Source organism: Selenomonas sp. oral taxon 137 str. F0430 (assembly GCF_000183625.1).
GTDB lineage: Bacteria > Bacillota > Negativicutes > Selenomonadales > Selenomonadaceae > Centipeda > Centipeda artemidis.
In genome coordinates, this window is the sequence record NZ_AENV01000008.1 from 239,206 (window position 1) to 258,658 (window position 19,453).

The 19,453-nt window shown below is 59.9% G+C and carries 17 protein-coding genes and 2 pseudogenes; 5 read left to right on the forward strand and 14 right to left on the reverse strand.

What is annotated here, in order from left to right; all coding sequences use genetic code 11:
- The first annotated feature begins 18 nt into the window (after positions 1-18).
- From HMPREF9162_RS06400 to HMPREF9162_RS06410, 3 genes and pseudogenes are all read left to right on the forward strand, one after another.
- A pseudogene (locus HMPREF9162_RS06400) lies at positions 19-1,523 on the forward strand (ATP-binding protein).
- On the forward strand, positions 1,520-2,227 hold the full coding sequence (locus tag HMPREF9162_RS06405) for a response regulator transcription factor (protein ID WP_009438766.1): 708 nt from the start codon (positions 1,520-1,522) through the stop codon (positions 2,225-2,227). The pseudogene HMPREF9162_RS06400 and the gene HMPREF9162_RS06405 overlap by 4 nt, the downstream one beginning before the upstream one ends.
- Before the next feature lie 7 nt (positions 2,228-2,234).
- Entirely contained in the window at positions 2,235-2,570 is a 336-nt protein-coding gene (locus tag HMPREF9162_RS06410) for a YnfA family protein (protein WP_009438711.1), read from the forward strand.
- A gap of 62 nt (positions 2,571-2,632) precedes the next feature.
- On the opposite strand, the gene HMPREF9162_RS06415 is transcribed toward HMPREF9162_RS06410, so the two are convergent.
- The 12 genes and pseudogenes from HMPREF9162_RS06415 to HMPREF9162_RS06465 all read right to left on the reverse strand — a co-directional run bounded on the left by HMPREF9162_RS06415 (position 2,633) and on the right by HMPREF9162_RS06465 (position 16,004).
- The gene (locus HMPREF9162_RS06415; protein ID WP_009350721.1) at positions 2,633-3,013 is read right to left on the reverse strand and encodes a DUF488 domain-containing protein; all 381 of its coding nucleotides are present in this window, start codon (positions 3,011-3,013) and stop codon (positions 2,633-2,635) included.
- Between the two features lie 5 nt (positions 3,014-3,018).
- Positions 3,019-3,663: a hypothetical protein gene (locus tag HMPREF9162_RS06420; RefSeq protein WP_009438726.1), complete on the reverse strand. Its 645-nt coding sequence runs from the start codon at positions 3,661-3,663 to the stop codon at positions 3,019-3,021.
- Between the two features lie 159 nt (positions 3,664-3,822).
- Positions 3,823-5,175: an amino acid permease gene (locus HMPREF9162_RS06425; RefSeq protein ID WP_009438890.1), complete on the reverse strand. Its 1,353-nt coding sequence runs from the start codon at positions 5,173-5,175 to the stop codon at positions 3,823-3,825.
- Between the two features lie 20 nt (positions 5,176-5,195).
- Positions 5,196-5,669 carry an SsrA-binding protein SmpB gene (gene smpB, locus HMPREF9162_RS06430; protein WP_009438796.1) on the reverse strand — a complete coding sequence of 158 codons (474 nt, stop codon included), beginning with the start codon at positions 5,667-5,669 and terminating at the stop codon, positions 5,196-5,198.
- A gap of 9 nt (positions 5,670-5,678) precedes the next feature.
- Entirely contained in the window at positions 5,679-8,402 is a 2,724-nt protein-coding gene (gene rnr, locus HMPREF9162_RS06435; RefSeq protein ID WP_009438686.1) for a ribonuclease R, read from the reverse strand.
- Between the two features lie 34 nt (positions 8,403-8,436).
- A complete protein-coding gene (locus tag HMPREF9162_RS06440; protein ID WP_009438879.1) occupies positions 8,437-9,189 on the reverse strand; it encodes a carboxylesterase in 753 nt (250 codons plus the stop codon).
- Between the two features lie 176 nt (positions 9,190-9,365).
- Positions 9,366-9,578 (reverse strand): preprotein translocase subunit SecG, encoded by a 213-nt coding sequence (gene secG, locus HMPREF9162_RS06445; RefSeq protein WP_009350715.1) that lies wholly within the window; start codon positions 9,576-9,578, stop codon positions 9,366-9,368.
- A gap of 97 nt (positions 9,579-9,675) precedes the next feature.
- On the reverse strand, positions 9,676-10,977 hold the full coding sequence (locus HMPREF9162_RS06450) for a hexokinase (RefSeq protein WP_009438749.1): 1,302 nt from the start codon (positions 10,975-10,977) through the stop codon (positions 9,676-9,678).
- Positions 10,978-10,980: 3 nt separating this feature from the next.
- Positions 10,981-12,324 (reverse strand): hemolysin family protein, encoded by a 1,344-nt coding sequence (locus tag HMPREF9162_RS06455; protein WP_009438666.1) that lies wholly within the window; start codon positions 12,322-12,324, stop codon positions 10,981-10,983.
- Positions 12,325-12,357: 33 nt separating this feature from the next.
- Positions 12,358-13,461 carry a DEAD/DEAH box helicase gene (locus tag HMPREF9162_RS11770; RefSeq protein WP_050782883.1) on the reverse strand — a complete coding sequence of 368 codons (1,104 nt, stop codon included), beginning with the start codon at positions 13,459-13,461 and terminating at the stop codon, positions 12,358-12,360.
- Between the two features lies 1 nt (position 13,462).
- Positions 13,463-15,648: pseudogene (locus tag HMPREF9162_RS06460) on the reverse strand (DNA topoisomerase III).
- A complete protein-coding gene (locus HMPREF9162_RS06465) occupies positions 15,645-16,004 on the reverse strand; it encodes a YkvA family protein (protein ID WP_009438671.1) in 360 nt (119 codons plus the stop codon). Before HMPREF9162_RS06465 ends, HMPREF9162_RS06460 begins: the two are co-directional and overlap by 4 nt.
- A gap of 213 nt (positions 16,005-16,217) precedes the next feature.
- Between HMPREF9162_RS06465 and HMPREF9162_RS06470 the strand changes: the two genes are divergently transcribed.
- Together HMPREF9162_RS06470 and HMPREF9162_RS06475 are read left to right on the forward strand one after the other, a co-directional pair.
- The gene (locus HMPREF9162_RS06470; protein WP_009438764.1) at positions 16,218-16,481 is read left to right on the forward strand and encodes a hypothetical protein; all 264 of its coding nucleotides are present in this window, start codon (positions 16,218-16,220) and stop codon (positions 16,479-16,481) included.
- Positions 16,482-16,485: 4 nt separating this feature from the next.
- On the forward strand, positions 16,486-17,325 hold the full coding sequence (locus tag HMPREF9162_RS06475) for a zeta toxin family protein (protein WP_009350708.1): 840 nt from the start codon (positions 16,486-16,488) through the stop codon (positions 17,323-17,325).
- Here HMPREF9162_RS06475 and HMPREF9162_RS06480 read toward each other — a convergent pair.
- Complete coding sequence (locus HMPREF9162_RS06480) at positions 17,314-17,799, reverse strand: DUF3601 domain-containing protein (protein ID WP_009438856.1); 486 nt, start codon at positions 17,797-17,799, stop codon at positions 17,314-17,316. The genes HMPREF9162_RS06475 and HMPREF9162_RS06480 overlap by 12 nt on opposite strands.
- Positions 17,800-17,890: 91 nt before the next feature.
- Entirely contained in the window at positions 17,891-19,447 is a 1,557-nt protein-coding gene (gene gpmI / locus HMPREF9162_RS06485) for a 2,3-bisphosphoglycerate-independent phosphoglycerate mutase (protein ID WP_009438718.1), read from the reverse strand.
- Positions 19,448-19,453: the final 6 nt, after the last annotated feature.

Sequence of the window (19,453 nt, forward strand, 5' to 3'; positions counted from 1 at the left end):
AAAAAGGGGGGGGCGGATGTGCATCTGCGGGATATTTCGCTCAAAAAGAGACTGCTGATCACGAACGCGCTCATGGTGATCATCCCCATCGTCCTCATGCTTGCCGCGGGGACTGTGCTGCTCGGCGGTCTGCGGCATGCCGGCACACTCCAGCAACAGGCACTCACGCTCCTCTGGCCGGAGAAGGGTACCTCTCTTTCCGTGCAGTTCGCGCTGAGCTCTCTGCATGCCGAGGCAGCGAAAAAAAGATTAAACTCCATAATATTGAGAGTGATCTGCATCTCCTCGAGGGCGCGGGCGTCCGCATCTCGGTCGAGCAGCAGGGCAAACGGCTCTATCTGTCACCGGATACAGATCCCGGCGATCTGCAGCGCACGGCTCTCGAAAAACACGGCCGGAGGGGCTCGTCGCTCATATGGGACAAAGACGGTCTTTTCTTCCGCTGGGAGAATCCGCGCAGCGGCGTGCTCATCATCGGCGCGGGCGACGTACCGATGACCGGGAGTCCGGAGGAAGCGCTCTTTTCTCACGATGAACGAGATTTCATTTTGAATGCCCTGCTCATCCTCATCCTCCTCGTGACCTCCGCGGGCATCCTGCTGCTCGGCAGGTATCTCGCGCATATTCTCTCCGCGCAGATCCTCACGCCGCTCGCCGAGATGCGCGCGGCTGCCGCCGCTATGCAGCAGGGCGATTTTGACCGTGCGCTCCCGGAGACGGGCGACGACGAGGTCGGCATGACCTGTCGTGCATTCGACGCGATGCGCAGGGATTTGAAACGTGCGCGGACGCGTGAGCAGCAGGAGGAGGAGCGCCGCAGAGAGCTGTTCATCGGCGTGCTCCACGATGTCGCAACGCCGCTGACGGCAATCAAAGGCTACGCAAGCGGTCTCCTTGAGGGCATCGCTGCGACCCCCGAAAAACAGCGAAAATACACCGAGCGCATCATCCGCGCTGCGGAGACGATGGAAGGTCTCACGACACGTTTGCGCACATTCCTGCGGCTCGAGAGCGGGCAGTCCCCCTTCTCATGGGAGGACGTCGATGCCCGCGCCTATGTGCACGCCGCGGTTGCCGAGGCTGCGGATGATTTTGCCGAACAGGGCGTGTTCCTTTCCATGACGGATGCGCCGTGTCGGGCAATCATACGCATTGACCGCATGGAGTTTACACGCGTCCTCCGGAATCTATGGGAGAACAGCGGCAAATACCGGCGCGGCGACAGCGCGCATGTGCGCATCTCCCTCGCGGAGGAAGGCGACATCCTTGCGATCGACATCGACGATGACGGCATGGGTGCATCGCCCGAAGAGCTGCCGCGGCTCTTTGACAGTTTTTACCGCACCGACCCCGCACGCGCAAATGTTGCGGCGGGCAGCGGACTCGGACTTGCCGTCGTGCGTCAAATCGTGACGGCATCCGGCGGAACAGTTCGTGCCGCAGCTTCGCCGCTTGGCGGGCTGCGTATCCATATAGAAATGCCCATTGTAGGGAAACAGAAAGACCAAGGTGATTCAGGATGACGAAGATTCTGCTTGTGGAGGACGATACGGACATCGCCGAACTGGAGCGGGATTATTTGGAGGCAAGCGGGTTTTCCGTGGATATTTCCTCCGACGGCGACGAAGGGCAGCGCATGGCGCTCACCGGCGATTATCAGCTGGTATTGCTCGACGTGATGCTGCCGGGTGCGGACGGCTTTGCCATCTGCCGCGCCGTGCGAAAGGAACTGGATATCCCCATCCTCATGGTATCCGCACGTCTCGAGGACATCGACAAGATCCGTGCGCTCGGTCTCGGTGCGGACGATTACATCGTCAAACCGTTCAGCCCGAGCGAGCTCGCTGCACGGGTAAAGGCGCACATCACGCGCTATAACCGTCTCAAAGGAGGCGAACCTACCGAGCCGATGTCGCTGCGATTCGGCACGCTCGAGATCCAGCCGTGGACGCATCGCGTCTTCGTCGCGGGACGCGAGGTGCATCTGGCGAGCCGTGAGTTCGAGCTACTCCTCTTCCTCGCCGAGCATCCGCAGATCGTGTTCAGCAAAGAAACGCTGTACGATCGCGTGTGGGATCTCGAGGCGATGGGCAGCACCTCCACCGTCTCCGTGCATATGAACCGCCTGCGGGAGAAGATCGAAGAGGATCCCTCCAATCCCCAATGGCTCCAAACGGTGTGGGGCTCGGGCTACCGCTTCAACAGTGAAGCGCAGAAAGCCGAGTAATATCCGTATGGATATCGTGAAATCGCTCTTCTATTTCTTGCTTGCCGGTATCTTCGAAATCGGCGGCGGCTACCTCATGTGGCTTTGGCTCCGCGGCGAAAAAAGTCTTCTGTGGGGGCTTGCGGGTGCCGTCGTACTCGCCCTGTACGGGGTCGTTCCAACGCTCCAGCCTGAGGGGGCGAGTTTCGGCAGAGTCTACGCGGCATATGGCGGCATATTTATCGCGCTCTCGATTCTATGGGGGCGCATTGTTGACGGCATACGTCCTGATGTATTTGACCTTGCGGGCGGCGCCGTCGCGCTGATCGGCGTATGTATCATCATGTACGCTCCGCGCGGTTAGCAGCATATTTCACGCATAGAAAAAGTGCCTGTTTGCAGGCACTTTTTTATTGGATCATTTTCTTATTTATTTTTCGTATGTGGCAAGCTATGCAGAAAGTCGCATAATACGCGCGCCTGATTCAGTTCCGGATCTTTTGCACCGTAGAGCAGTGTGACATTCTCCCCCGCGGCGAGATGCGCTGCGATCTCTTCGATGCGCGCGGGCAGCTCCGCACTCGCCTCAAGTTCGGCACGGTACTTTTCCGTAAACGCGGCAAAATTCTCCGCTTTATGCCCGAACCATTTGCGCAGCTCCGGCGAGGGCGCGATGTCCTTCCACCATGCGCCGAGCGCCGCGTGCTCCTTTGAAATCCCGCGCGGCCAGAGCCGATCCACCAACACACGAAACCCGTCGTCCGTTGCAGGCGCTTCATAAACACGTTTGATCCGAATCTCAGCCATCACATTTACACTCCTCTCACTAAGAACTCCTGCACAGAGTATGCCTCACCCATACGCAGCGCATCGATGATGCGCGTGATACGCGGCGGCATCGTCCACGCCAGCGGCAGGAAACAGTCCGGGCAGGAATTATACATCACACACAGCTCATTCTCCGCAAGGCGCCGGAAGAGCTCGTGTTCCGCCTTGCGCCGCTCGTATTTGCGGGCGGCGCGCAAATAGCCGACGGTCGTCACCGCGCCCCATACGACGAAGAAATACGTCCATACGAAGTGCGGCAGAAACGGCGAGAGCGGCAGGTAAATGAGCGCCGCCGCAAGACCGCCGCCAAGCGCCCATAGGCCGATGGACGGACGCCGCTTGCCGCCCTCCATGGACTCCAGATCCTCAACCACTTGATAGAGATTGCTGTGTCTCGTAAAATATTCTTTCAGCCGCTCAAGTCCCTCGATCTGTGCGTTCAAATCTGCCGGCACATCGGTCGGTGTATTCGGTACAACCGCATCCGGCATGTTCATTCGGTGTTTTGCCGCCGTATCCGCAATAAAGCTCCATGTCTCGAGTTCGTCGTCGATCAGCGCGCGTCCCCCGCAGTGCGGGCAGATACGCGTCAGTCCCGATATTTTTTCTCCGCATTCTTTGCATATCATTCGGTTGCCTCCTTTCTTCATCATTTCAGTTCCGTTGATATATATTTCCATATATTAGCAAAAATTATTCTCATTGTCTAATGAAAACACGAAAAATTACGGGTATACATGCATTCCTGCATATATACCCGCCGGTTATTCCATTTTGAGACCGTATGTTTATGAATCCTGCCGCCACTTCACATGGTAGCCGAGCCAAAGGACGATCAGCCATACGGGCAGGATTGGCACGGCAAGCTGCATCCCCGGGATCTGCGCCATCATAAAGACGACACCCGCGAGGAACACAAGGCAAATGTAGTTGATCCACGGATAAAACGGCGCGCGAAATTTAATCGCCGTGCCTTCACGCAGCATTTTTGCCCGGAATTTCAGATGTGTGACAACGATGGTCGTCCAGCTGATGACGGCAGCGCACGTCGCGATCGAGATGAGATAGAGGAAGGCGTCGCCCGGAAAGAAGTAGTTGAGGAACACGACGATGAGCGTGATACCGGACGAAATGAGGATGCCGAGCACGGGGACGCCGCGCCGCGAGAGACTTTGCAAAATAGGCGGCGCATCGCCGCGCTGCGACAGACCGTAGAGCATCCGGCTGTTGCTGTAAATCGCGGAGTTGTAGACGGAGATCGCCGCCGTCAGCACGACAAAGTTCAAAATATGCGCAGCGGCAGGAATTCCGACGTTTTGGAAAATCTGCACGAAGGGACTTGCCTCCATTCCAACCTCGTTCCAGGGCCAGAGCGCCATGAGCACAGCCATCGTGCCGACGTAGAAAATGAGGATGCGCCAAATGACCTGATTGATCGCCTGCGGAATCGTGCGGTCGGGATCCTCCGCCTCGCCCGCCGTGATGCCGATGAGTTCGATCCCGCCGAAGGAGAACATGACGACCGCCGTTCCGAGGAAGAATCCCCACCATCCGTTGGGCAGGAAGCCGCCGTGCGCCCATAGGTTGCTCACGTTCTCAGGGAATGGCACGCCCCCGACGAGCAGGTAGCCGCCGAGCACGATCATGAGGACGATCGCCGTGATCTTCACGAGCGCCATCCAGAACTCCATCTCACCGTACGCGCGGACGTTGATGAGGTTCAGCGCGGTGATGACGACGAGACAGACGAGCGCGGAGATCCACTGCGGCAGATCAGGCAGCCAAAAATTCATATAGATGCCCACCGCCGCAAGCTCCGCCATCGACACAATGACGTAGTTGAACCAGTAATTCCAGCCGGAGAGGAATCCCGGAAAGTCGCCCCAGAATTTGCCCGCGTAGTGACTGAACGAACCGGAGACGGGTTCGTCCACCGCCATCTCCCCAAGCATCCGCATGATGAAGAAAATCATAACGCCGCCTAAGAGATAGGCAAGCATGACCGCAGGCCCTGCGAGCGCAATCGTCGACGCTGAGCCATAAAAGAGCCCCGTGCCGATGGCGCCGCCGAGCGCGATCATCTGTAGATGTCGGTTCTTCAGTCCGCGCCGCAGCGCGGGCGTATTTTCCTGTTCCTGCATCTTTTCTCCTGTGTCCTCTGTTATCCTCTCTGCCGCTCCTTGAGTGCCTGCTCCACCTCGCGCTTTGCGGTCTTTGCCTTCAGTGTCTGCCGCTTATCGTAATTGTGCTTGCCGCTCGCAAGCGCCAGCTCGAGCTTTGCCCGCCCGTGCTTAAAGTAAACTTTCAGCGGAATGAGCGTCATGCCCTTCTCGCGCGTCTTGCCAAAGAGCTTTAGAATCTCTGCCTTGTGCATGAGCAGACGCCGCACGCGCAGCGGGTCGTGGTTGAATTGGTTGCCCTGTTCGTAGGGGCTGATGTGCATGTGATCGAGGAATACTTCCCCGTTCTTGATGTAGGCATAGCTGTCGCGCAGGTTCGCGCGTCCGGCACGCAGGGACTTGACCTCCGTCCCCACAAGCTCCATCCCCGCTTCATAGGTCTCGTGGATAAAGTAGTCGTGGCGCGCCTTGCGGTTCTCGCAGGCGATCTTCACGCTTTCGTTTTTCTTTCCCATAACGGTACCTCAGTCGGCGCTCCGCGTGCCGCCCTCCGTTTTACGATTCATGCGGCGTGCGGGACGCGGGGCGCGCCGTGGTTTTTCTGTGGTCTCTGCATCCGGTCTCTGTGTGCGGTAGCCCGGCGGATCCGGCCAGACGGCGCTGTTGAGCCCTGTGACGGTGACGCGGTGATAGTCGCGCAGACCGCGCTCCTCACCGCGCCCGCTGCCCGCTCCGGCGCGCGGGGCGTCGCTGCGGCGGCGTTCGTTCCTATTGCCGCGTCCGGGACGTTCCTCCTGTGCCCCGGCCGGTGCTTTGCCGCTTTTTGCATGCCGGGCGGGTGCGCCGGCGCGAGCGGGCACGCTGTCCGCGGCTGCCTTTGCCGCGCGATCTTTACGCTGCGCGCTGCTGCCGCCCGTACCGTGGGCGCCGCGCGTCTTTTTGCGTCGTGTCTCAGGAGCGGATGGGACTGCCGCAATGATGTCTGCCGAGCCCTTTGGCTTTTTCTTCTGCGAGCGCTTTCCTTTTTTTGCGCCGTCCTTTGCCGCAGGCTTTTGCGCCGGTTTCTGCGCGGGCTGCTTCACCGCGCCCGGCTCGTAGACGCCGTTATCCTTCAGCACGAAGTCGAGCGTCCGCGCCTGTATATCCGCGCGCGTGATGATGATGGTCACGGTGTCACCGAGGCGGTAGCGCGTGCCTGTGCGTTCGCCGACCATCGCGTACTGTTCCTCGACGTAGCTGTAGTAGTCGTTCACCATCGTCGAGACGTGCACGAGCCCCTCGACGCCGTTGTCGAGCTCGACGAAGATGCCGAATGCGGTCACGCCGCTGATGACACCTTCGTAGGTCTCGCCGACGAACTGCGCCATGTACTCGATTTTCTTCATATCCGTGGTCTCGCGCTCCGCCTCGACCGCGATGCGCTCACGCGCCGAGGAGTGCTCCGCCGTCTCCGGCAGGATGGCGCGCAGCTTCTCACGCCGCTCCGCAGAGATATGCCCCGTGGCGAACGTCTCGCGCAAGAGACGGTGTACCATGAGATCGGGATAGCGGCGGATGGGAGAGGTGAAATGCGTGTAGTAGCGCGCCGCAAGACCGAAATGCCCGAGGCTTTGCGTACTGTAGCGTGCCTGCTGCATGGAGCGCAGGGCAACCGCCCCGATGATACGTTCCTCGGGTTTCCCCTTGACCTTATCGAGCACGCTCTGAATGTCGCGCGAGCTGACCTTGCCGTTCTCGTCGATGTGCAGGCGCAGACCGAGCGCCGTGAGGAGACTTTGGAACCGCTCGATTTTCTCGCTGTTTGGCTGCTCGTGCACACGGTAGACAAACGGCTCTTCCTTCAGCTCCATATGGCGCGCGACCGTCTCGTTCGCGATGAGCATACACTCCTCGATGATGGATTCGCCGAGGGAGCCGGTGCGCTTCTCGATGGCGATGGGATGCCCCTCTGCGTCGAGCTTGACCTTGATCTCCGAGAGTTCAAAGTCGATAGAGCCTCGGCGGTGACGCTTTGCACGCAGCGTATCGCGCAGACGGCGCAGCGTCTCGAGCATGGGTCGGATGTCCGCATTGTCCGCGACGAACGGCTCTTCGCCCGCGAGCACCTTGTTGACGAGCGTGTAGGTGAGCCGGCGCGCAACGTGAATGACGCACGGCACGATCTCGTAGCTCTTTACCTCACCGTCCGCGCCAATCTCCATTTCGCACGCCATCGAGAGACGATCCACGCCCTCGTTGAGACTGCATATGCCGTTAGAGAGTTCCTTCGGGAGCATCGGAATGACACGGTCGACGAGATAAACGCTCGTTCCGCGCCGCGCCGCCTCCACATCGAGCGGCTCGCCCGCGCGAACATAGTGACTGACATCCGCGATGTAGACCCCGAGGAAGAATCCGCCGTCCTTCTCATACGCATAGATGCCGTCGTCGATGTCCTTCGTGTCCTCGCCGTCGATCGTGACGATGGGGAAATCGCGCCGATCGCGCCGCCCCTCATACTCCTCGGGGAGCGGGTTCTTCGGACAGCGCATCGCAGCCGCCGCGACCTCTATGGGGAATTTCTCATCGAGGTCATAGGCGCGCATCACGGCGAGCACATCGACGCCCGGATCGCCCGCTGCGCCGAGCACCTCCACCACGCGCCCCTCGGCGCTGCGGCGCTGCTCCGGCCATTTCGTAATCTCGACGACGACCTTACTGCCCGTCTTCGCGCCGTTAAAATCCTTTTTCAGGACAAATACGTCGCGCCCGATCTTCGCGCTGTCGGGCGTGACGAAGCCGAACGCCTTGCTGCGCTCGAACGTGCCGACAATCCGCGTATTCACGCGCTCGAGGATGCGGATGATCTCTCCCTCTCTCGCGCGCCCCGGCTGCTCGGACGGCGTGACGCGCGCCACGACGCGGTCGCCGTGCATCGCGGTCGCAAGAGCGCTGCCGGGCACGAACACGTCCGTCTCTTCCTCCGTATCGCGTACGTCGGGGATGATGAACCCGAACCCCTTCGGCGACATGGAGAGCCGCCCTACGACGAGGTTCATGCGACTCGGCACGCCGTAGAGCCCGCTGCGGTTGCGGATGACGGCGCCGTCCGCCTCAAGTGCCGCCAGAGCCTCGGCAAAGCCCGGTACGTCCTCCCCGACGCCGCGCAGTCCTGCCGCCAGTTCATCCTCCTTCAGCGGGCGATAGGCGTCCTCCCGCATAAAGGCGCGGATGCGTTCTTTCACAATATCCAATTGTTCCTGTTCCATAATTTCCTCGTTTTTCCGTTCTTATCTGATCTTATCAAAATTCTCCTGCGGCGGATAGGAACTCCGCCGTCCGCGCAAAAACGCGTTCCCGCACATGCGTGTCGAGCGGCAGGAGATGCCCTGCATCCGGCAGGACAACCTTCTCCTTGACTGCACTCACAACGTGCTCATAGAGATAATCCGCACTCCGCGGATCCGCCGTATGGTCGCGCGCCCCGTGCATGATAAGGATCGGCACATCGACGCGCGCCAGCTCCGCGCGTACCCGCTCGATGACGCCCAGCACCTCGTGCACGGCAACGAGCGGCATCCGCCGATAGGTATTGTTCGCCCCCGCGGGGACATCGCGGAGTTTACGCCGCGCCTTCGGTACGCAGCGCATGCCGCACATATCGCGCGTCGGCAGATGCTCCAGCCCCTGCTCCGGGGCGATCATGACAGGCGCACAGAGACTCACGACGCGCGCGATCTCTTTTTCCACCGAGAGCAGCATCGCAAAGACCGCACCCATCGAGTGACCGACCGCCGAGATATGTGTGCAGAGTCCGCTGAGGATCGCATAGCCGTCCCGCACCGAATCCATCCAGTCCTCGTGATCCGTGCGGCTCAGATCCTCGACCGTCGTCCCGTGCCCTGCCAGCCGAATCGCAAGCACTGTAAAGCCGCGCGCATTCAGATACTCCCCGAGCAGGCGCAGCTCTGCCGGCAGCCCTGTAAAGCCGTGAACGAGCAGCACGCCATGCCGTCCGCCCGGGAACAAAAAAGGCTCCGCTCCTTGCAAATGCATGTCTGTCCCTCCCATTCCGGCATCCGCCTAGATGCACGCAATCGCCCCTCGCAGGGGTACAGCATCCTAACAAAGGCGCGCCCGTGCATGTTGAAAAAATCCCTGCACCGCGTCTGCGGCAACAGGGAAGCTCCCTATTCAAATCATCGAACTCAGACGACGCAACAAATTTTTCGTCAGCTCGACATCCGCGCAATCACAATCGTAATCGCGGCAAACAGCACGGCAAACACCACGGTCACACGTGCCAGCAGCGCATCCATCCCGCGCGCCTTGCCGGAGAATACCGTATCGCCGCCGCCGTCGAGACCGCCCATGCCGGCAGACTTTGCTTCCTGTCCGAGCACGGACGCAATGAGAATAATCGCGACAATCGCGTCAAGCACCATTAAGAGTGTGAGCAAGAAAAAGCTCCTCCTTTGTCAATATGTTATCATACAGCGTTCATGATACCATAAAGAACGCCGTGCGCGCAAGGGAAATGTATCACCCCTGCGCCTCGTGTGCCGTCATCGCCGCTGCAAGCGCCGCGCCGAGTCCCGAGCCGCCGCCCGCAAGCAGCGTATCGACGAGAGCCGCGTCCTCACCGAGCAGTTCCGAGAAGGCACGCATGATGTTTTCCGTAACGTGCGGCATTTTCTCATAGACGGAGCCGTCCACGGCAATGTGCTGGCGGCGGATTTTCCCTGCGCCCGCAACCTGCCACATCGTCCCCGCAAAGGTCGCCGTCATGAGGCGCACAGAGCGGACGACGATGGCATGCGCCAGCTCCCGCACGCGCGGCGCATCCTCTTCCGAAAGCCTGCGTCCTGTCATCATCTCGACAATACCGGACGCACAATCCGCAGCGTCGCTCTGATCCTCAAGGATACGGCTGATGTCAACGCTCGTGAATCCATAGAGGCGCCCCTGTTCTCCGAGAAGTTCGGCAAGCGCCATGTCAAAAAGCGTGCCCATGTAGCGCCCCCCGACCATCTTTTCGAGCCGCTGCTCGCCCGGCTTTTCCGAGGCGGCGTCGAGCGCGATATCAAATCGGTTCGGCGTCAGCTTTTGAAAGCCGCCCGACTCCATGTTGAGGATCATCGGCTGCTGCGCACTTCCTGCGTACGGCTCAAGGTAGCAGGTATTGTGCCCCGTGGCGTAGATCGCGCCGATCTGTGTGTCCCCGTTGATATAGGCAGCGGAGAGCAGCACGGCGACCGTATCGTTGATGACGGCATTCGGCGTAACGTTCGCCAGCCCCCGACGTACGAGTGCCTCCTTCAAGAGATCATTGACAATCGCGCCCTCAACCCCCTGCACGGCAAATTCCTTCGTCCAAATGATGAGCCGCGCATCGTTGATATTCGTCTGTGTGGACGGAAATGAAAAGGTGTGCCCGAGGAGATACGGCGTCTTTTGATCGCCGCCAACCGCCTCCTCGACGAGTCCTGCGAGGAAGTCAAACAACTGCTCGGCCGTCGCGTCTCCCCCGACATAGTCGTAGTCTCCGCTGACCTTGAGCGGTTTCGCAACATGACTCAATACCTCATAGCGTCCGCTGCCCTCCAGGCGATAGAGCAGCACGCGCACATTCGTCCCGCCGAAATCGAGCGCGAGATAGTCCCCGCGCTCCTCCCCCGTCGGCAGTCCAAGATAGGACGGCAGCATCCGCAGCGACGAATCGGGCGACCCCGCAAGGCCAAGGCGCATATCGTGGCGAAAATCCGCCGCCACCCCACGCAGATGCTCCGCATCAACCGTAAACTGTGCGATGATGTCGGCAAAGTGCCTGCGATCAAAAGACATTCCCTATTCCTCCTTACCGGCAGCGACTGCTTCCCCCTGCTCCGCCTCCGTATGCGGCAAACGCACCAGCACACGCGTAATGCGTACGCCGTCCACCTCCTCGACAAAGAACAATGTGCCCGTATGCGCCGCCATATGCCCGACGCGCGGCGCTTCCCCAAGGCGGTCGTAGATCCATCCGCCGATGCTGTCGACATCCTCGTCCTCGATGCGGATGCCGAGGAGATCGTTTACCTCCTCGAGCAGCAGTTTGGCGTCGATGGAGCCGAGATCCTCGCCGCGCCATTCGAGGCTCTCACGCTCCTCATCAAACTCGTCGCGGATATCGCCGACGATTTGTTCAACAATATCCTCGACCGTCACCATCCCCGCTGTCCCGCCGTACTCGTCAACAACGATGGCAAGCTGCGATCCCTGCGCCTGCATCGTGCGGAGCAGAACGCTGCCGTCCATGCTCTCCGGCACGATCAGAGCCTTCCTTATATAGCGGCGCAGATTGAGCGTTTCCCCGCGCACGAGCGGCGGGAGGAGATCCTTCACATGGATAAATCCGATGATGTGATCCTTGTCCTCGTAGCAAACGGGATAACGCGTCTGCTGTTCCTCAAGGATGGTCTTGATGCGCTCGGCAGGCGTATCGTCGAGGTAGAGGCAGATCATATCCGTGCGCGGTACCATGATCTCACGTGCGTTCAGCTCCGTGAACGAGAATACATTGTCGACGAAATCCGCCTCTGTGCTGTTGATGAGACCCTGCCGGTAGCTCTCCTTCATGAGCAGGCGGATCTCCTCCTCCGTGTGCGCATCCTCGTTCTCCCCCGTCACCTCATAGCCGAGATGTCGGCTGATGTGATTCGCGACGGTATTGAGTATCCAGACGAAGGGCTTCATGACCTTGCCAAAGAGCACCATCGGGAACGCAATCGCGAGCATGATGCGTTCCACGTTCGCGATCGCCATGGATTTCGGCGTCAGCTCGCCGAGCACGATGTGCAGTGATGTGATGAGCGAAAACGCAATTGCGAGCGCGACCGTATGCCCCACATCGTCGGACAATCCTACGCTGCGCGTCAGCGGCAGGATGAGCTGCGCAACCGCAGGTTCGCCGACCCAGCCGAGCCCGAGTGAGGCGAGCGTAATGCCGAGCTGCGTTACGGAGAGCGAAGAGTCAAGATGATCCGTGAGCTGCTTTGCGTATTTCGCACGGCTGCTGCCCTCGGCGATCATCGTCTCAAGACGCGAGGAACGCATCTTCACGCAGCAGAACTCCGCCGCAACGAAGAAGCCGTTCATGAAGATCAAAAAGACAACTAGCAATAAATCGAGTATTGTGGGCACTATGTCCACGGGATGAGTCCTCCTTCAGGAAATCGCGGCGCGTTATTTCGCCGGCAGCGTCTTTAGTTCCAGTTCCATGCGCGCGGCGAGTTCCTTCAGCCGCGCCATTTCCTTATCGTCCGCAAGCGTTACGACAGCGCCCGCCTTGCCCGCGCGCGCTGTCCGTCCGGCGCGGTGGCGATAGGTGCGCACGTCCTCGGGGAGATCGACGTTGACCACATAGTCGACGTCCTCGATGTCGAGCCCCCGCGCCGCAAGATCGGTCGCAATGAGGAGATCGGCGCGTCCCGCACGGATGGAATCGAGCGCGGCGCGCCGCCGATCGCGGCGTTCCTGCCCGAGGAGAGACACGGCGCGAATGCCCTCGTAGCGCAGTTTTTCCACCGCGCGTTCCGCGTCAAATCCGCGCCCGACAAAGACGATCCCCCGCCGAATCGGCAGACGCCGCGTCAGCTTCTGTACCGCTTTTATCTTATCACGAAACGCGGCGCGATGATAGTAGTTTTCACAGGTTGTCTGCGCGTCCTCTACCCGAATGATGCGCGGTGCAAAGAGTCCGTCCGCCGCGCGAATCGCCGCCGTCGGGGCAGTCGCGGAGAGCAGGAGCGCCTGCCGGTTCTGCGGGAGGAGGCGAATAACGGCGCGCACATCGTCCGCGAGCTGTTTGCCGAGCAGGCGGTCGAACTCGTCGAGGACGAGGATCTGCACATCCGAGAGCCGCAGCTTCCCTATGCGGCTGAGCTCCAAAATGCGTGCGGCGGAGCCCACGACGATCTGCGGCTTTTTCTTCAGTCCCTCGATCTGCCGCTTGATATTCGCGCCGCCGATGAGCGCCTGCACCGTCAGCGGCAGCTCCGCCGCCTGCACGAGCGTGCGTGCCGCGTCCGCAATCTGTACGGCGAGCTCGTGCGTCGGTGCGAGGATGAGCAGCTGCACCGCGCGCAGGTTCATATCAATGCGCGTGAGGGACGGCAGGAGATAGGCAAACGTCTTGCCCGTTCCCGTCGGCGCAGCGCCTACGAGGTTTTCGCCGCCCCCCGCAGCGGGGATGAATGCCTCCTGTATCGGCGTCGGCTCTTTGATGCCGCGCTTTTCGAGCGCTGCGGCAAGTTGCTGCGGAACGCCAAGCTCTCTGAACGTACTCATATCATCCTCCAAAAAACAACGCGTCCATCTCCGCCTGCTCATCCGCCGTCGGCGTATAGAAACGGCGCGCAACAGGCGCCGCAGCCGGCGTATCGGGGCGGGGGCGGTGAACGAAGGGGCCGAGTTCGGTGCATTCGTATCGTGCGGTACACTGCCCTGTGCGGTGGGAATACGTTTCCCTGTGAAATCGGGGACACCGCCCTTGTCGTTCGCCGTCATGCGGCACTGCGGGTACGCGGAGCAGCCCCAAAAATCGCCGTGCTTCCCCTTGCGTTTGGTCATCACTCCACGCCCGCACGCGGGACACGGCACACCGCCGCCGCCCGCGATCTGCGACCGTGCCGCCGCCGCGCAGAGATCGCGTGCAAAATTCGCTTGCCCCGCAAGGAACTCCTCAGGGGTTCCCACGCCCGCCGCCATGGAGTGCAGTTGATCCTCCCAGATCGCCGTTGCGTCTGGATAGGTCATCGTATCGGGCAGCGCGTCGATAAGCAGATAGGCGGCATCCGTCGGCGTCAGCACCTTTTTCTTCCCCGCCGCATGCAGGAATCTGCGCCGGATCAGATCCTCGATGATGCTCGCGCGTGTCGCCTCCGTCCCGATGCCCGAGACGTCGCGCAGCATCTTCTTCGCCGCCTCGTCCTTGACGTATTTGTGGATTTCCTTCATGCCCTGCAGGAGCGTCGCCGGCGTGAACCGCGCGGGCGGCTTCGTCTGCCGCGTCCCGAGCTCACCGGAGACATAATCCGCCCGGTCGCCTTTCTTCATCGGCGGCAGGACGGCGCTCTCCTCGTCGTCTTTCTCCGCGTCGTCCGTCTCCGCCGTCTTTCCCGTGCGATACATCGCGCGCCAGCCCGCCGCACGCTCCGTGCGCCCACTTGCGGTGAAGGTCTCCCCGTGATAGGAAAGTTCGACCTTCGTCCGGTCATAGACGTAGTTCGGATGAAACTGTGCGATATAGGCGCGCGCGATGAGCTCATAGATACGCCGCTCGATTTCGCTCAGGCGTGCGGGATTCGCCGCCACCGTCGTCGGGATGATCGCGTGATGCGCCGTGATCTTCTCATCGTTCCACGCGCGCGACTTCTTTTCCGCGTCCGCCGCCTGTGCCCACGCCGCCAGCGGAGAATCCGAGAGTCCCGCGAGGTTGGAGAGGATCTTCGGCGCATTCTTATGCTGACTCTTCGGCAGATACTCCGCGTCCGAACGCGGATAAGTCGTCAGCTTCTCCTCGTAGAGTTTCTGCGCTGTGTCGAGCACCTGCTGCGGCTCGTAGCCGTACCGCTTGCCTGCGAGCACCTGAAGCGCCGAGAGCGAAAAGGGCAGCGGCGGCGGCTCCTCCACCTTCTTGCGCTCGTATTTGACGACCTTTCCGTCCTGCGGTTCATCGCCAAAGCTTGCAAGCGCCGCGCGCGCCGCCGTCTCATCGACGAGCCGCCCCTCGGGATCGAGCGGCGTGCGCTCCTCCGACGGCTTCCACCGCACACGAAAAGACTCGCCCGTCCCCGCATGTTGAAAGAGCGCATCGAGAAGATAGTACGTCGCGGGTTTGAAGTTCTCGATCTCCCGCTCCCGCCGTACGACGAGCGCGAGTGTCGGCGTCTTAACCCTGCCGATGGGGAGCACGAGCCGATCATGTCCCGCACGCCGCGCCGCGAGCGTATAGGCGCGCGAGAGATTCATCCCGATGAGCCAGTCCGCGCGGGCACGTGCAAGCGCCGACAGTTTCAGCGGGAGGAAGTCCGCGTTGTCGCGCAGATCGCCGAGGGCATCATGTATGCTCTTATCGTCAAGCGCATTGATGAGGATGCGGCGCACGGGCTTTTCATTGTGGAGATAGTCGAGCACCTCGTCTACGAGCAGCTGCCCCTCGCGGTCGGGATCGCCGCCGTGCACGATCTCGTCCGCACGCTCGATCAGCCCCTTCACGACGGCGAACTGCTGTGCCGCACTCTCATTCACAACGAGCCGCCACTCTTCGGGCAGGATCGGCAGATCCTCCGCACGCCAGCGTTTGAGCCGTGCATCGTACTCCTCCGGCTCCGCCTGCCGCAGCACATGACCGAAAAGCCATGTCACCACACCCGCGCCCGTTTCGATACAGCCGTTTCCCTTGCGGTGCGGTTGCGGCAGACAGGCGGCAAGCGCGCGCCCGACGCTCGGTTTCTCCGCGATATAGAGCCTCATGCAAACACCTTCGACAATGCCCAAACGAGAATAGCAATCCAAAGGACAAGCACCACGATGGACGCGATAAACACTATCGTTCCGTAACGCGTAACGCGCCGCTCCGTCTCCTCGCGCACAGCGGGCGGCAGCATCCGCACAAGAAACTCCGTCGCCGCAGGGAGAATCACCGCATCATCGAGCGCCCCAAACACAGGAATCGCGTCAGGGATGATATCGATCGGACTGATGAGATAGAGCAGAGCAAGCGGAAAAAGTACCTTCACCGCCGTCGGCGTATCCCGCCGCAGCATCGCAAAGAGCAGCACCGCAATATCGCGCCGCAGCGCCTGCAAAAGTGTCACAAACCGTATCATAAGAACCTCCATCCACACATCGTTTGTCCTTGTAGTATACCACCCCCGCGCAATGCTTTCAAATAAAAGAACCGTACGCAAGACGCGGTCGTTTCGCGCACGTATTCCCACAACATGAATGCATTGTAAGACTTTCTTTATAACGCAATATCAAGAAAAGCCGTGTATATTTATTAAATATAAAACTTCACAAAAATGAAGGAGGTTCTCCCTATGATCGTAATCGACGCAGAAAACACATGGAGCATGTCGGTCAAGCAAGAGGTGCTCAATGAACTCGCATGGTCGATTGTCGCAAACATTCGGCGCGATTACAGTGCGGCAGAAGCTGCACGGACCCCGTTTCTCAAATCCATACATGCGCAATGCATCCGCGACATCGATCGGCTCGCCGTGACCTCCGACCCGGTCGAGCTGTTTCAGATACAAGGACGGCTGAGAGCATTCAAAGAACTGCTGCGGGACGAGGAGGAATAACGATATGGCATACGAATTTACCGCGCGCGATGTGGAGACCGCCGCCGATTTCATTTGGAAAGATTTCGTATCCTCACATACGCCTGCCGCACATCCCAAGGCATTTTTCCTCGGCGGTCAGCCGGGCGCCGGAAAGAGCATCATCAGCGTACGGCTCAAGAACGCGCATCCCAATACGTTCTTTGTCAATCCGGACACCTACCGAAACTATCATCCCCAATACAAGGCAATCTGCCGCGCGCTCGGTACCGCCGCCGTTGCGGAAACAGGAAAATTCTCCGGCGCCGTCACCGAGCGCCTGCTTGATATGCTCTTGGAACAGCACTATAACATCATGGTCGAGGGGACGTTCCGCACGCTTGAGGTGCCGCTCCGTCTCGCACAAGCGCTCTCGGCAAAGGATTACGCCTCCGAGATTCATGTCATCGCTGTGTCAAGCGATGCGAGCTACATCGGCACACTGGATCGTTATTTCATCGGCTGTATGGAGGACATCGGCCGTGCCGTAAACAAGGAGCATCATGATCTCGTCGTGAAGGTTCTGTCGAAGAACCTCACGGGACTCGCCGAAAGCGGACTCTTCTCCTCTTACCATGTGCATACGCGTGAAAGTGAAGTCCTGGCGGCCGATACCGCCGCGGACTTCCTCCAACAATTTGACCGGGAACGAACACGCCCCCTCACGCAAAATGAGACAGCACAGCTCAAGGAACGTATTAATTTTGTAAAAAATTCCCTCGCCCGCGCGGAAGAGCGTGGACTGACCGAACTCGCGGAAACGCCCGTCTCTGTCATTCGGCAAGCGATTGCGGAAATCGAAGAACGGCACAACTTATCGTTCTAAAGCTGCACCCTCCTCAACAATCTCAAAATATTTCTCCGCGTGTCCGCAGATGTCCGACTGCTCTTCCACCTGCAAATAGATACCGCCGATTGTCACCCGATCATGGGAAATATACAGCGTATATCCCCCGTCGTAGGGAAGATAATATGCGCAAGCAAAGTACCATGTGTCGCCCGCCTCAAAAAGACTCCCGTTATAGTCCGTAAAACTCTTGCGGACGCGCACGCGGTCGCCGGCACGGAGATGCATAAAATCAAAGCTCTTATTGACGGCATCATCGACTGTCCGCGCATAGTCGTAGGGCGTCAGTGTTTCGCGCAGACGTTTCAGCTCTGCAGCACGCGCCTTCGCATTGCGTTTCTCGCGCAGCTTGTCACGTACGCATTGATAAATGACGGTGACGATAACGCAGCCCACGGCAAGAAGGATGCCCGCGCTCAATATCCCCAACACAACGTGACCGAAATCGAACATACCGCACCTCCCACATCACAGAAACCGAAATCCCGCCAATGCAAAAGACCGCCGCGCACGGAGCGCGGCGATCCCATGGTCGGTGATTTATTTATTTGAGCGTAACAAGCGGTTTGCCCGTCATTTCCTTGGGAATGGGCAGTCCCGCGAGCGTCAGCAGGGTCGGCGCGATGTCGCAGAGGGCGCCGGTGTGGACTTCCTTCACGCGGTCGGAGACGACAATGAACGGCACGGGGTTCGTCGTGTGCTTCGTAAACGGCTGATTCGTCTCGTAGTCCCACATCTTGTCCGCGTTGCCGTGATCCGCCGTGATGCAGACCTCTCCGCCAACCTCGTGGATGGCGTCAACGAAGCGTCCAACACAGGTGTCGACGGTCTCGACCGCCTTGACGACGGCGGGAACAACGCCCGTGTGACCAACCATGTCGCAGTTCGCATAGTTGAGGATGATGAAGTCATACTTGCGCGATTTGATCGCCTCGACGACTTTATCCGTGACCTCAATCGCGCTCATCTCGGGCTGGAGGTCATACGTCGCGACCTTCGGTGAGTGCACGAGGATGCGATCCTCGCCTTTGTATGGTGTCTCGACGCCGCCGTTGAAGAAGAACGTGACATGCGCGTACTTCTCCGTCTCGGCGATACGCAGCTGCGTCATGCCAAGATCCTGCACATATTGTCCGAAGGTGTTGGAAATGCTCTCCGGCGGAAACGCGACGAGCGCGTTCATGCCCGCCTCGTACTGGGAGAATGTGGCAAACGGGATCTTCAGCGATTCGTCGCGCTTGAACCCGTCAAAGGTCTTATCCACAAAGGCATGGGTGAGCTGACGCGCGCGGTCGGGGCGGAAATTATAGAAGATCGCGCCGTCGCCGTTCTTCATGCCGGGATAGCCTTTCACAACGAACGGAACGACGAATTCGTCCGTGACGCCCTCGGGCTTCTCACTCGTATCCGCATAGGAGGCAAGCAGTCCTGCGACCGCCGAGGACGCGACTGTCTTCGCCTTGGCATGCGCGATCGCCTCATAGGCAAGCTGCTCGCGCTCCCAGCGGTGATCGCGATCCATCGCGTAGTAACGCCCTGCGACGGTCGCAATCTTTCCTTCGCCGATTTCCGCCGCCTTCTTCTCTACGGCTTCGAGGTATTCCTTCGCGCTCTTGGGCGGCACGTCGCGCCCGTCGAGGAACGCGTGGATCCAGACGGTCTTGATCCCCTCGCGATGCGCGAGTTCGAGCGTCGCAAAGAGATGATCTTCGTGGCTGTGTACGCCGCCCGGGGAGACAAGCCCCATCACATGCAGTGCACCGCCGTTCTCCTTGACGCCGCGCACGATCGTGAGCAGCGCTTCGTTCTTAAAGAAGTCGCCGTTCCTGATGTCGCGCGTGATGCGCGTGAGCTGCTGATAGACGATGCGCCCCGCGCCGATGTTCGTGTGACCGACCTCGGAGTTGCCCATCTGTCCGTCGGGCAGTCCGACGTATTCGCCGGAGGCGTTGATCTCATTGTGTTTATACTTCTTGAGCAGTCCGTCGATGACGGGCGTCTTTGCCATCGCAATGGCGTTGTATTTCATGTCGTTCGGGTCGCCGTCGCCGAATCCGTCCATGATGATGAGGGCAACCGGGGCATTTTTCAGTTTTGCCATGATGAA